This is a genomic window from Acinetobacter sp. GSS19, from assembly GCF_028621895.1.
Classification (GTDB): domain Bacteria; phylum Pseudomonadota; class Gammaproteobacteria; order Pseudomonadales; family Moraxellaceae; genus Acinetobacter.
On record NZ_CP117520.1, the window covers coordinates 1,993,532 to 2,007,575 of the forward strand.

Sequence of the window (14,044 nt, forward strand, 5' to 3'; positions counted from 1 at the left end):
AACTGGGTGAATGGATTGTTATTGATTGGTGAATATTTATTATTCGATTATGTTAGCGTGTTAAATGCAAGGCCGCCAATGAATTCTGCCACAATATATCCGCCAAGTCCGTTTCCGGCATCGCGAGCGTTTCAGCCAGTCCTTTCAAGACATACGGTAAATTCACCGGGGTATTACGCGTGCGCTGTTGGTCAGACAGCTGGCAGCATAACGGCGTCATATCCGGACAATCAGTTTCGAGTACCAGATGTTCAGCACCCAGCTGTTGAACGACGTTACGCAGCTTTTTGGCATTTGGATTGGTAATTTGCCCGGTCACACCAATCATGAAACCCAGCTTAACAAAAGCCTTTGCTTCTTCAATACCACCGCTAAAGGCATGAGCAATACCGCCGAGCTGAAAGCGTTGCTGCTTAAGTAGTTGCAGGCTTTCAGCATGTGCCTTACGAATATGTAACAAAACCGGCTTGTTGTATTGTCGTGCCAATTCAAGCTGTGCAGCAAAATACTCGCGTTGCTTAGCCAAATTTTCCGGCTGTTTGTGCTGTGGCAAAAAGGTATCCAGGCCAATTTCGCCCACTGCAACACACGCTTGTGTTTGCAGAATCTGCTGCAATTGATCCAGATGTTCGGGCTGATGCTGCTCGATATAAACCGGATGTAATCCCGGTGCCAGATAACTTTGTGGAGCCGTGTTGAATTGCTGCAATTCGCGATGGACCGCCAACAAGTGGGGAAAGCGCTCTGCAACAAAGCCTATCAAGATTAAAGCTTCTACCCCCACCCTCTTGGCCTGTCGTGCCAGTTCAATCCGATCTGCATCAAACTCAGCGACATCAAAATGGGTGTGGGTATCAAACAGGGAGCAAACGGACATCGTTTAGGACGCTGCCTTTTGGTCTGCGGCTTTCGCTGCTTGCGGCAAATATTGGGGTTTTAGAATCTTCTGCAATTTCTCATACGGAACCACCAGACGTGGCAACCCAACCACATAAGGACCAATTTCATATTCGCCATATTGCAGAATTAAACCCTGCTGACTCAGGAAAAAATTATCGGACAACTGAAATGGCCAGACCTGTTCATATTCTTCAACACTTGTGGCCAATTTAGAATCGACAACCCAACGTTGAAAGACGCGATGAGCTTCCTGTCTGAGGGCTGCTCGCTGGTTCGGTTGCAGAATGTCCTGCAATTGCAGCTGCCTTTGCTGTTTTAAATCAAAATTATAGTACTGCTGTGCCGCAGCACCATGTGCTCCGCCCAGATAACTACTGCTATTCATGACCACGGTGGCTACCGGACTTTGCGCAATCAGGATTTTGGGTTTAATCATGAGGTTGATGGAGTGACTCGCACCCAACTGCTTGAGCTCCTGATCCATCTGCAGAAATGTGCGCAGATAAGGTTGTACCTGCGTTTCCAGGTTTTGCTGAGGTGTCGCCGGTACACTGGCTTCTGCCACCGTTGCACTGGCGGCAATCGCACTGGTAGGTTCACTCGCAACCTGCTGATCTTGTGGAGCAAGATCTAACGTTTGTTGTAGCTGTTTTAAAATTCCCTGATCAATCACCCGATCAATAAAGGGCTGATTACTCTGCAAACGCTCAATACTAATTTCTGGGCAACTGTGCCCCTCACATTCGGGAAGCGCCAATTGCAACTTCACGATCTCGCCTTCCAGGCTCGGTAGCTTCGCTGTTTCAACAGCAGAGGCTTCCGGTTTTTCCGGTTCGGGATCTGCTTTAGGTTGACAAGCACTCAGTCCTAACGTACTCGCCAAGATCGTCAAAGCCAAAAGTTTTGCAGAATTCGACATTACACCAACCTTAGTGTAGAGCATTTCATAATGCTTTAAGCCTAAAACGATGTGCAGTCAGACTCAATCATGTTTTGTATCTAAATCAAAACATTTGTTGATAAATTTCGGGTTTCAGGACTTGCTTGCTTTGCTCGGCACTCAAATAGATATCCAGTTGGCTGGCATCTGGGGCGATCTGAGCGGCACGATAATGTAATCCAATGCCTTCAGAATCAAAAAACCAGTCCGTTTGCCCCCAATACAGTTTTTTCGGTGCCTGCTGTTGAATTTCTGGCGTTTGTTTCTTTAACCATGCCTGATAATGTTGCTGCACCCATTCATTGACCAGAGTCTGCTGCTGCGGTTGCAAGACATCCAAAATGGCCAAGTTTTTTTGTGCCTGACGATCCGCCACAAAAAAGTAATGCCGCTCTTTTACGGTACGTTCTTCCTGCTTGGAGTCTAAGGCAATCTGCAGCAATACATACTGATGGCGCTGTGAAGCAATCCGGGTTCGCATATGCAATTCATAGGCACGATGCGCGCTATATTCATCCTGCCATTGATCAGATTTTTTTACATAAGCATCAATCGCCTGCTGCAAATTCAGGTTCTGTTTCAGCCCGATCTGCTGTTGAATAACATTGGCCTGATTACGGCTAATCCAGTCATTCAGCCAGTGATCCTGTGTTTGCAAGCTCTGGATATCGATTTCAATACAGTTTTTATTTTCACAAAATGGCAAAGCATATTCAGCCGGACGTTCCTGAATCTTCAGTGCAGGTAACGCCTGACTGTTCTGCTGCTGTGCTTCTGGTTTGCCCGAATCTGCTTGCTGCGAGGAATCACAGGCCGTCAATCCACTCAGTACCAACACAATCGCTGCAGTGATCAGTATCGGTTTAAACATGTATTGCTCCTTTGACTTGGAATACATCCAGCATAAAACAACAGCTTCACGAGGAAGCTGTTGGAGATGGCTTAGTGCTCTCGAGTGGCACGGAACTGAATATCGGGATAACGTTCTTGCATCAATTGTAAATTGACGCGGCTCGGTGCCAGATAGGTCAAGTGTCCGCCGCCATCCAAAGACAGCTGATCATGTGCTTTTTTCTTGAATTCGTTAAATTTCTTCTCATCATCACAATGCACCCAACGCACGGTATTAATGCTGACCGGCTCGTAGATACAATCCACTTTGTATTCTTCTTTCAGACGGTAAGCCACTACCTCGAACTGCAGTACACCAACAGCACCAACAATCAGGTCATTGCTGTTTTGTGGCATAAAGACCTGTGTCGCACCTTCTTCAGACAGTTCTTTCAGGCCTTTTTGTAACTGTTTAGATTTCAGAGGATCTCTCAGACGCACACGACGGAACATTTCCGGTGCAAAGTGCGGAATCCCGGTAAATTGCAGTTTTTCACCCGAAGTAAAGGTATCACCAATCTGGATGGTGCCATGGTTATGCAAACCGATAATGTCACCCGGCCAAGCTTCTTCCAGATGCTGACGATCCCCTGCCAAAAAGGTCAGTGCATCACTAATCCGCACGTCCTTGCCGATCCGCACGTGGTTCATTTTCAGGCCTTTTTCATACTTGCCTGAACAGATCCGCATAAAGGCAATACGGTCACGGTGTTTCGGATCCATATTGGCCTGGATTTTAAACACGAAACCACTAAAGCCTTCTTCTTTGGCATCGACGACACGATCCTGCGTAGGATGGGCTTTAGGTTCTGGTGCCCATTGAACAAAGGCATCCAGCACATGATCGACACCGAAATTCCCTAAAGCAGTACCAAACAGGACCGGGGTTTGACGACCCGCAAGAAACTCCTCACGATCCAAAGGCTCATTCGCCATTTGCACCAACTCTAGAGATTCTTCAAAAGCGGCCCATGCCAGATCACCGACTTTTTCACGGATGTCCGGATAATCATAGCCTTCACGCACTTCAATATCCGTGATGGTCGAACCAAAGCCGGCTTTATACACATATAACTTTTCTTCGAGCAAGTTATACACGCCAGCAAAGTCACGACCTGAACCCAATGGCCAGGTCAACGGAACACATTTGATTTTTAGAACGTTTTCAATTTCATCTAGCAGCTCTAATGGTTCGCGAATTTCACGGTCCATCTTGTTGACGAAGGAGATAATTGGTGTGTCACGCATACGACACACATCCATCAATTTGATGGTTCGTTCTTCGACCCCTTTTGCCCCATCAATCACCATTAGCGCGGAGTCCACAGCCGTCAGGGTGCGATAGGTATCTTCCGAGAAGTCTTCATGCCCTGGAGTATCCAGTAAGTTGATCACATGATTTTTATAGGGGAACTGCATGACCGATGTGGTAATCGAGATCCCACGCTCTTTTTCCATTTCCATCCAGTCTGAGGTGGCGGCACGATCTGATTTACGGCTTTTTACCATCCCCGCCACCTGAATCGCCTGCCCCCATAACAGCAGCTTTTCGGTCATGGTGGTTTTACCGGCATCGGGGTGGGAAATAATCGCAAAAGTACGACGCTGCGCGACCTGCGCCGCTAATTCATCTTTAAAACTCATGAAAGACACCTACTGCAGAAGGCAGTGTAGAGGATCAAGATTTGATCAATAGCAAAAATTGGCGATATTGTAGCAGATCGGCATGTTTTTGAAATGGATCAACTGCTCTGCAACAGCGCATAAGCACCAGGATCAGTCTCAGCCAGATACATATCCAGACGTTCGACATCTACCGGCATACCGAGTAGAAAGCCCTGTAATTGCTGGCACCCCAAACGCGTGAGAATTTCCGCCTGTAGGGGTGTTTCCACCCCTTCTGCCGTTACGGTCAGGCCAAGTTTCAGGGCTAGATGAATAATACTTTCCAGAATCATTTCATCCTTGGAGCCTGGCTTTAACTCATTGATAAATCCACGGTCAATTTTTAGTTCATCCACGGGTAATCGTTTCAAATACATAAAACTGGAATGTCCGGTGCCAAAATCATCAATCGCGATACGAAGTCCCATCTGGCGTAAACGTTCAAAACTGCGAATACTCAGTTCAATATGATGCATGGCGGTAGATTCGGTAATTTCAATCACCAGATGCTGCGGTTGTACCTGATACTGTTTCAGCAATTTTTCCAGGGTCGTAAACAGGTGTTTATGTTCAAACTGAATCGCGGAGAGATTAACCGCAATCGGATAAAAAGGCTTACCCAAGCGTTGCCATTGCTGAATTTGCTTGCAGGCCTGTTCCAACGCCCAATAACCCATCCGAATAATCAGGCCGGTCTTTTCCGCTCCCTGAATAAATAGGTTGGGGGTGAGTAATCCCAAGGTGGGATGCTTCCAGCGAATCAGGGCTTCTACTCCACAAATCCGGTAATCTGTGGTGAATTTGGGCTGATAGAACAGGACAAATTGCTCTTCTTCAACCGCCTTATAGAGATCATTCATCAGCTTGCTCTGACTGTGACTCTCTTGCTGTTCAAGCGTGGAATGAAACACGGAATGGGTATTGCGTCCCTGTTCTTTGGACATCAGCATCGCGGCATCGGCATGCATCAGCAAGTCTTGCAGCTGCGTGCCATGTTCCGGGTAAATGGCAATCCCGATACTGGCCGAAATCTTGATCTCTTTGCCAGCAATCAAAAAACCATCCTGCAAATGCTGCAAGACTCTCTCGGCCAGCACACTCGCACCATCCGCATCAGTTTGTTCGACAACCAACAGAAACTCATCTCCACCGATTCGCAGCAGTTTTTGCTGGGCGGTTAAATGTCGCTGAATCCGGTTGGCGATCTGCACCAATAGCTGATCCCCCGCGGAATGACCAAAGGCGTCATTGATGCTTTTAAAGCGATCCAGATCAATATACAACCAGGCAATCTTCTGCGCACAAGCCTGATGCTGCTGAAACAGCATCTGCGCATAATCCAGCAGAAACAGCCGATTCGGCAGTTTGGTCAGATTATCCTGTAAAGCCTGCGTGGCCAGTTCCTTACTGACTTCGGAAAGCTGAAAATCACGCTGCTCAAGGCGTAATTCCAGGGAAGCGACAGCCAAAGCCATCAAAATAATCAAACTGGCAATCACGATAATGGTCAACAGTAACAAGCCTTTGCTTAACTGGTAGGGACTGAGGACTGAAACGACTTCTGCCATTTCAGGATGATAATAGGCAGCTCCCATCCCCAGGTAATGCATCGCCACAATACTCATAGCCATGATCAGGGTGACCATCATTTTCAGAGCCACATGATGATTTGATTGAGCGATTTTATATTTAAAGGTTAGCCAGAACGCTAATGCTGCACCGGCAATTGCGGTCAGAACCGACACCACAACCAAGAACAGATCATAATGCAAATGATAGCCTGGGATGATCAGCCCCATCATACCCACATAATGCATCCCCGACATGCCGAGTCCCATTAAAATGGCACCCGTCAGCAAGCGGGCTAAAGGTAAAGTTGGACGTGTTGTTAGCCTAATAGAGAATATCGAGGCAATCGCCGCAATCAAATAAGATAAAAATGTCAGCGCAGGATCAAAATAAAAATCTTGCGGTAAATGACCCGCCAGCGTACCAACCAAATGCATCGACCAGACAGCAAACCCTAAGATCATGCCACTGATTGTAATAATCATTTTCCGGTAATTTTTATAAAATTTTTGGAATAGCAGCTGTTCCACAGAAATGGCGAGATAGCTGGCTAGAAATGCGACAAAAATCGACGCAATCACCAGGTTGCTATCATAATGTATTTCCACCATATCCCAATTTCCAAAACCCGATCTATTTTCTTTTTTTTTAATACACTGCTTTAAAAAGTTAGTATTTTACATAAGGATAGAGGGAAAAAAGTTTCCCCCTATGTTGTTCTGCTACGAAAATAGCATCATCTTCTTGCAGGTCAAGGTTTATTTGCCGATTAGCACTGAAATACATCACACAAAAATGAGTAATAATTCTCATTTCTTGATTTTAGCGTGACCTTCATTAAAACCACCTTATTTTATAATTCAAAAATACTTTCCTGTTCACGTTATTTTTCATCATCGAGTTATTATTCTTCACGCTAGTGACTTTTTCACTGCATTCCAAAATAGCTTTCAAACACACGTTCAGTATTTTGGACGCCGATAGGTCAGACATAAAAAAAGCCTATCAAAATAGGCTTTTTTATCACGGCTTAATCATCAGGATTTGTGCAATTGAGCATAATCCAACAGCACTTGAGCCGCTTCGGTCACGAAGGCTTCTTCTTCTGGCAGTGCCGGACGTTGTGCAGCTTTCATCTTGGCCCGAGCTTCAGCAAGGGATTCCAACGCCGCCTGATAACTTTCCCAATTGGCATATGGTTTTTGTCCAGATGCCTGACGGCGCTTATTCTCCGCCTCTAGACTCTGCTGCTCTAGACGGTGCAATTCTGCACGGCGCTGATCAATATCCAGCACCAGACGTTTTTGCTCAGCTGTTTCTTCAGCAATCTGCTTGCGTTGATTGAGATAATTAAATTGCGGATCTTGCATCACCCGCTGTGCCGATAAAGTACTCAACTGTTTTACATAAGGTTGCACCACACCCTCTCGTTTAAACGGTGCTGTCGAGATGGTATCCCACGCCAGTGCATTTTTAGATTTCCGTTCACCAAATTCATCGTTGTAGATATCGACCAGCTGGATATCCGGCACGACGCCTTTGTTCTGGGTACTGCCACCGGTCACCCGATAGAACTTTCGCTGAGTGAGCGTTGCTTGACCATGCGCCAAGGTATCCAGTTGCACTTGTGCCGTGCCTTTACCTGTTGTGGTACTGCCAATCACAATACCACGCTCATAATCCTGAATCGCCGCAGAATAAATCTCGCTCGCGGATGCAGAGGCCAAATTCACCAGAACTGCCAATGGCCCGGCATAGGTCTGTGCACCACCATCGTTATCTTCAAACACGCTGACATTGCCATTGCCATCACGAATCTGCACCACAGGGCCGGACTTAATGACTTGCCCCAACATACGAGCCACTTCTTCTAATGAGCCGCCTGGATTATTACGCAAATCGATGATAATCCCTTCAACTTTTTGTGCAGCCAGTGCTTTCAAGGCATTGTTAGTGTCTTCAGCGACAGAGCGGTATTCTGCTCCGGCACGACGTGCACGGTAATTTAAATAAAATGAAGGAATTTCTATTACACCAAACTGATGGTCTTTGCCATTACGATTCACCGTGACGGTACGTGCACGCACGCCGGCATCTTCTTCCTTAATCACATCACGCACCAATGTCACGCTGCGTACCTGTCCCATCGATGCACCTGGACCTAAAAGTCTCAAAGTGACTTTGGTGCCGCGTTTACCCCGGATCAATCCAACAATTTCCGTGCTTGGCCAGCCAATCACATCAACCATTTTCTCGCCATCTTGGGCCACTCCAATAATCCGGTCACCCGATTTGATCTGGCCGGACTTGCTGGCCGGACCACCTTCTACGATGGTCTCGATCTTGGTGTAGTCTTCATTGCCACGATCCGGACGAATCGAAACCCCAATTCCCTCAAGTTGCAAGGTGGTTTGACGGTTCAGCTCCATCGCATCCACTGGTGGGAAATAGTTACTGTGTGGATCATAAGTCGCCATCATGGCATTTAAGGTTTTATCAAGCACATCATCACTCTTAATTCGGTTAATCCGTTCGAGTTGACGGGTATAACGTTTGACCAAAGTTTGTACCGGGGTTAAATCTTCCGGACTGACCACATCCTGACCATTGGCCAATTCTGGATTGTCTTTCAGGGCTTGCTGTTTGGCCAGTTCTTCTTCTTTGGCAATGGTCAAATTGATCAGCTGCGAGACCAGCATCTTGCGCCAGTGTGCGTGCTGTTCTGTTGCACTTTTAAAATAAGGTGCTTTTTCACGTTCTGCGTCAATATACACATTGGTTTGTTTTAGATTTTGCGGCTTCTGCAATTCGGCCAACATAAAACGGTTATATTCTTTTAAACGCTGACGATACTGCTGATGAATCGCATACGGACCAGACAGGTCACCCGCCTTTAAGGCTGCACCAAATGTTGGACCATATTTCTTTTTATATTGTTCTACATCGGCAGCCAGGAACAAGGAGTGATCCGGATCAAGACTGTCCAGATACATATCCAGAATACGCTGCGATGTCGTTGCGTCCAGGCGCATGTTTAAATAATGCTGACGGTCAACAAGGGTTGCCAACTGGCGGGAAACTAAAGCCTGTTCTGGACTCGGTTGAATCGACTGGCTAACTGAAGCAGCATTGGTTGCTGCAATCGCCTCATTCATCGCATGGCTAAAGAAAAGTCCACCTGTTGCGATGGCAACCGCACAAGCTATAGTTTGAAGTTTCATAAAAATTCGTACTTCCTGGGTTTTTCACCAATAACACAACACGCTGTGATGGAGATACATCAAAAACGATGATTCATCTTAACCTGTTGATTCTGTTTATCTCGTGTAGTTTTATCATATTCTGTACTGACAAAATGTAGCAAATCATTGCAAAATTCGGGTATTGTTTTTCTTTAAAAATTCGAACACGGATACCGATATGATTGGCGCATTGATGCTGGACATCGCCGGCACAGCCCTTACCCAAGAAGATATTGAACTCTTACAGGCTCCGCAAGTCGGCGGCATGATTTTATTTGCGCGTAATATCGAATCTCCAGCTCAGGTGCGTGCTCTAACCGATCATATGCGCCAAATCCGCCCGGATATTCTGATTGCTGTCGATCAGGAAGGCGGTCGGGTACAACGTTTAAAACAGGGCTTTACCCTGCTCCCCGCCATGGGACGTTTCGGTGAGTTATATCAAACCCAACCAGAACAGGCTCTGCAACTGGCTGAACAATGTGGCTGGTTGATGGCCACAGAAGTTTTGGCGGTGGGCATCGACTTTAGCTTTGCCCCGGTTCTGGATCTAAATGCGATCAGCGATGTGATTGGTGACCGTGCTTTTGCCAAGACCATACAAGCGATCATTCCACTCGCAGGGGCTTTTTTAAGCGGCATGCGTCGTGCAGGGATGGCCAGTACAGGCAAGCATTTCCCAGGACATGGTTCAGTCAAAGCAGACTCACATATTGCAGCGGCCATTGACTCGCGTTCATACGAAGAGATTTATCAGCAAGATATGCAGAGTTTTATCCAGTTGATGCCACAACTCGATGCACTCATGCCAGCCCATGTGATCTATGAGCAGGTCGATCCAAACCCTGCGGGCTTTTCTCCCTACTGGATTCAGCAAATTCTCCGTCAACAGCTCAAGTTTGATGGTGTGCTGTTCTCTGATGACCTCAGTATGCAAGCCGCTTGTGTCGCCGGTGGTGCCGATGCCCGTATCCGTGCAGCACTCGATGCCGGCTGTGATATGGGACTGGTCTGCAATGACCGTGCTGCAGCCTGCCTGGCTTTGGATGCCATTCAAAGCTATGCGCTACCCAACCAAGGCCGTTTAGAACGTATGCGGGGGCAAATTCCTGCCATTCGTATCGCTGATACATTGGAGCTTGGCCAAGAATGGCAACAGGTCAAAGCAACGATTGAAGCATTTAAAAATGCAGTTTAAGCAGGAGATTGTCGCGGACTGATACTCCTCACATTTTTCCAGCAAATCAACCCGAGCCAGATTGCTCGGGTTTTTCTTTATAAATTAATCTATGATTTTTAGCTGTTAAATTCTATTGATCATGCTTTTGATCCGAGATCACGACCTCAAACACAGCAGAGCCCGTTGCTGCATTTTACAAGCGAATACGCGTTTTTTCCGGGAAGTGCTTTATGGTCTGCCGAGAGGCTGCTACTATCGTTCTGTAAAAATGTCTAAGTGATCAAACCGCTATGCAAGATTCGATTGAACAGTACATGCAAACGGTAGGACAACAGGCACGTCAAGCGTCACGCGTGTTGGCCAGTGCCTCTACCCTTGTAAAAAACAATGCTTTGTCTGCTATTTATACCGCTTTGGAAAATAGCGAAACCCAGATTCTGGCTGCTAACCAGGTCGACATGACCAAAGGCCGTCACAACAATCTCGACAGTGCCTTGCTTGATCGCTTAGAACTTACCCCCGCACGCTTTCAAGGCATGTTGCAGGGCTTAAAAGATGTGATTAGCCTGATCGACCCGATTGGTGAAATCACCGACCTGGCATATCGTCCTTCCGGCATCCAGATCGGCAAGATGCGCGTACCGTTGGGTGTCGTGGGCATGATTTATGAATCTCGTCCAAATGTAACCTTGGAAGCCGCTTCGCTCGCACTAAAATCGGGAAATGCCATTATTTTACGCGGCGGCTCTGAAGCACTCGAATCCAACAAAGCAATTGCCGAAGCCATCCAGCATGGTTTGAAAACAGCGGGACTGCCTGAAGCCTCCGTGCAGGTGATTGCGACAGCTGACCGTGCAGCAGTGGGTCACCTTATCACCATGACTGAATATGTGGACGTGATCGTACCGCGGGGTGGCAAAGGGTTGATTGAACGGATTACCAATGAAGCCCGTATCCCGGTGATCAAACATCTTGATGGCAACTGTCATGTGTTTGTGGAAGCACAGGCCGACCTGCAGAAAGCGCTGCCGATTGCGCTGAATGCCAAAACCCATCGCTATGGTGTCTGTAATGCCATGGAAACTTTATTGGTGGATGAGAAAATCGCTGAAATTTTCTTGCCTCGTATTGCCGAACTGTATGCTGAAAAACAGGTGGAACTGCGCGGCTGCCTGGAAACCCGCCGTATTTTAGGCAGTAGCGTAATCGCGGCCAGTGAAGAAGACTGGTATACCGAATACCTCGGGCCGATTCTGGCAGTGAAAGTGGTCAGTGGCATGGCCGAAGCGATTGAACATATCAACAAATATGGCTCACATCATACCGATGCCATCATTACTGAAAACTTTAGCCTAGCACGTCAGTTCCTTGCTCAGGTGGACTCCAGCTCGGTCATGGTGAATGCCTCTACCCGTTTTGCAGATGGTTTTGAATATGGTTTGGGCGCTGAAATCGGTATCTCCACTGATAAGATTCATGCTCGTGGCCCCGTCGGTCTGGAAGGCCTGACCTCGCAAAAATGGATCGTGCTGGGCGATGGACAAATCCGTAAATAAGCCTCATATTCAAGCGTAAATATTCCGATCCGGTTTTTCGCAGTAGAAGCCGGATTCCCCCAACCAACAGGGCTCTCAATTAAAATAATAAAAGGAGAATCCGATGTTCTTCTATCTGATTATCAGCACATTTATTCTAGCTTTTGTGGTTTCATTGATTGTGATGCAGCTATTTTCCGGCTCGATCAACAATATTCTGGCCCGCATTATCCATGATCCGATTCATAGCTCATGGGCGAAATACACCAAATTCGCGGGCATGGTCGTTGGTATTTCCTCAGGCGTGCGGATTTACGATATGGAAAAATATATCAATCCCATCACCTACAATGCCAAAAATGAGCAAGGCATGATTATCCAGCTCACCACCGAACGCTGGTTTCTGGAAATCTACCGAACGATTATCGAAACCCTACAAGGTCTGGCCTGGATGATGTTGGTATTTTTTATGGTTGCTTTGATCGCTTATGTCATCGTACGCTGGTCAGAAATGAAATATCATCGCGCTAACGAACAAAAATAAACATGATCCAATGAAGCAAAATGAGGTGAGAAAACTTAGAATAATGAGCAATAAGAAACAGCAGGCAACAACTGATTAAACTGAATGAATAGTTGATTTTTAAAGCTTTAATAACTAAAAGTGATCAACTCATAAATATTAGCTATGAAGCCTTTTCGGGTCGATAGTGCTTAAGTCTAATCTGCTAAAGTCTAGCTTGGACAGAAAAACAACACATGATACAACATCATTAACTGATCTAGATTGCATCCGTTTGCACTGCATAAAAGATCATCTAGGACGACTATTTCAATTAAAATTTGGGTAATTTAACGTGTCTACATCAGTATTAGTAATTAATTGCGGATCTTCTTCTCTCAAATATGCATTGGTATCTGAGAACTCTGATGATCGAATCTATGGTTTGGCAGAAAACTTAGGTTCTGCTGATGCACGTATCAAAGGTGTGACTGTCGGTGGTCAACCGCTCGAGCTTGCTATTCCAAATGCCGATCACGAAAAAGCGCTCGAAACCATCTTGGAACGTTTAGCACAATACAAACCACAAGCGATTGGTCACCGTGTTGTCCATGGTGGCACGTTAACCAAAGCAGAACTGCTTACCCCAGAAATTGTTGAACGTATTCGTGAAGCAACACCCCTTGCACCACTGCACAACCCTGCTCACTTGGTAGGTATTGATGCAACCATGCGTCTGTTCCCAGACCTACCACAGGTTGCAGTATTTGATACAGCGTTCCACCAAACCATGCCAGCACATGCTTACCGCTATGCTGTACCAAAATTCTTATACACTGAACACAATGTTCGCCGTTATGGTTTCCACGGTACAAGCCATGCTTATGTTTCAGAGCGCGGTACGGAGTTGGCAGGCAGCTTCAAGCAAGGTGGCTGGCTCACAGCTCACTTGGGCAATGGTAGCTCAACTTGCGCGATCTGGAATGGTCAAAGCGTAGACACCTCTATGGGCTTGACGCCACTTGAAGGCTTGGTTATGGGTACCCGTAGTGGTGATGTAGACCCTAGCCTGCACAGCTTCCTAGCTTCTAATTTGGGTTGGGATATCTACAAAATCGACAAAATGCTGAACAAAGAAAGCGGCTTGCTTGGTTTGTCTGACAACCTGTCAAACGACATGCGTACTCTGATTGAAGCATCTGAAAAAGGTAATGAAGACGCAACGCTCGCGATTGAAGTATTCTGCTACCGTCTTGCAAAATCACTTGCTGCGCTCAGCTGTGGTTTACCACGTCTTGATGGCTTGATCTTCACCGGTGGTATTGGTGAAAACTCGGCGTATATCCGTGAAAAAACCATGAGCTACTTGCCACACTTCGGTTTCAACCTCAGCAAAGAGCAAAACAGTGGCCTGAAACGTGGTACTGAAGGCCGTATCGATGCAGGTACAGGTCCACAAATCTGGGTGATCCCAACCGATGAAGAAGGCCGTATTGCCAAAGAAACCAAACAAGTGGTTGAGCAAGAGGTTCTCGCTGCAAAAAAGCCTGAAGCAATGGTTACCTCTGCGTAACCATTGACCACGACGATCAAATTAAATTACAGCGATATTTAAGGTCA

General features: G+C 46.6%; 10 protein-coding genes. 4 read left to right on the forward strand and 6 right to left on the reverse strand.

What is annotated here, in order from left to right:
• Window positions 1-52: 52 nt before the first annotated feature.
• From PGW99_RS09580 to PGW99_RS09605, 6 genes are all read right to left on the reverse strand, one after another.
• A complete protein-coding gene (locus PGW99_RS09580; RefSeq protein WP_273777457.1) occupies window positions 53-877 on the reverse strand; it encodes a TatD family hydrolase in 825 nt (274 codons plus the stop codon).
• A 3-nt stretch (window positions 878-880) separates the two neighbouring features.
• Entirely contained in the window at window positions 881-1,819 is a 939-nt protein-coding gene (locus PGW99_RS09585; RefSeq protein ID WP_273777458.1) for an RsiV family protein, read from the reverse strand.
• Between the two features lie 85 nt (window positions 1,820-1,904).
• Entirely contained in the window at window positions 1,905-2,711 is an 807-nt protein-coding gene (locus tag PGW99_RS09590) for a hypothetical protein (RefSeq protein WP_273777459.1), read from the reverse strand.
• A 71-nt stretch (window positions 2,712-2,782) separates the two neighbouring features.
• Entirely contained in the window at window positions 2,783-4,375 is a 1,593-nt protein-coding gene (locus PGW99_RS09595; protein WP_273777460.1) for a peptide chain release factor 3, read from the reverse strand.
• Window positions 4,376-4,473: 98 nt separating this feature from the next.
• Complete coding sequence (locus PGW99_RS09600; RefSeq protein WP_273777461.1) at window positions 4,474-6,576, reverse strand: putative bifunctional diguanylate cyclase/phosphodiesterase; 2,103 nt, start codon at window positions 6,574-6,576, stop codon at window positions 4,474-4,476.
• Window positions 6,577-7,002: 426 nt separating this feature from the next.
• On the reverse strand, window positions 7,003-9,186 hold the full coding sequence (locus tag PGW99_RS09605) for a carboxy terminal-processing peptidase (RefSeq protein ID WP_273777462.1): 2,184 nt from the start codon (window positions 9,184-9,186) through the stop codon (window positions 7,003-7,005).
• A gap of 199 nt (window positions 9,187-9,385) precedes the next feature.
• On the opposite strand from PGW99_RS09605, the gene nagZ reads away from it, so the two are divergent.
• The 4 genes from nagZ (at window position 9,386) to PGW99_RS09625 (ending at window position 13,997) form a co-directional block, all read left to right on the forward strand.
• Window positions 9,386-10,405 (forward strand): beta-N-acetylhexosaminidase, encoded by a 1,020-nt coding sequence (gene nagZ / locus PGW99_RS09610; RefSeq protein ID WP_273777463.1) that lies wholly within the window; start codon window positions 9,386-9,388, stop codon window positions 10,403-10,405.
• 272 nt (window positions 10,406-10,677) lie between these two features.
• Window positions 10,678-11,943 (forward strand): glutamate-5-semialdehyde dehydrogenase, encoded by a 1,266-nt coding sequence (locus PGW99_RS09615; RefSeq protein WP_273777464.1) that lies wholly within the window; start codon window positions 10,678-10,680, stop codon window positions 11,941-11,943.
• A 103-nt stretch (window positions 11,944-12,046) separates the two neighbouring features.
• Window positions 12,047-12,466: a hypothetical protein gene (locus PGW99_RS09620; protein WP_273777465.1), complete on the forward strand. Its 420-nt coding sequence runs from the start codon at window positions 12,047-12,049 to the stop codon at window positions 12,464-12,466.
• Window positions 12,467-12,779: 313 nt separating this feature from the next.
• Entirely contained in the window at window positions 12,780-13,997 is a 1,218-nt protein-coding gene (locus tag PGW99_RS09625) for an acetate/propionate family kinase (protein WP_273777466.1), read from the forward strand.
• The last annotated feature ends 47 nt before the right edge of the window (window positions 13,998-14,044 follow it).

What these genes read in the sequence shown, in the direction of transcription:
- PGW99_RS09580 (WP_273777457.1), bottom strand. Translation starts at nt 877, where the DNA reads ATGTCCGTTTGCTCCCTGTTTGATACCCACACCCATTTTGATGTCGCT.
- PGW99_RS09585 (WP_273777458.1), bottom strand. Translation starts at nt 1,819, where the DNA reads ATGTCGAATTCTGCAAAACTTTTGGCTTTGACGATCTTGGCGAGTACG.
- PGW99_RS09590 (WP_273777459.1), bottom strand. Translation starts at nt 2,711, where the DNA reads ATGTTTAAACCGATACTGATCACTGCAGCGATTGTGTTGGTACTGAGT.
- PGW99_RS09595 (WP_273777460.1), bottom strand. Translation starts at nt 4,375, where the DNA reads ATGAGTTTTAAAGATGAATTAGCGGCGCAGGTCGCGCAGCGTCGTACT.
- PGW99_RS09600 (WP_273777461.1), bottom strand. Translation starts at nt 6,576, where the DNA reads ATGGTGGAAATACATTATGATAGCAACCTGGTGATTGCGTCGATTTTT.
- PGW99_RS09605 (WP_273777462.1), bottom strand. Translation starts at nt 9,186, where the DNA reads ATGAAACTTCAAACTATAGCTTGTGCGGTTGCCATCGCAACAGGTGGA.
- nagZ (WP_273777463.1), top strand. Translation starts at nt 9,386, where the DNA reads ATGATTGGCGCATTGATGCTGGACATCGCCGGCACAGCCCTTACCCAA.
- PGW99_RS09615 (WP_273777464.1), top strand. Translation starts at nt 10,678, where the DNA reads ATGCAAGATTCGATTGAACAGTACATGCAAACGGTAGGACAACAGGCA.
- PGW99_RS09620 (WP_273777465.1), top strand. Translation starts at nt 12,047, where the DNA reads ATGTTCTTCTATCTGATTATCAGCACATTTATTCTAGCTTTTGTGGTT.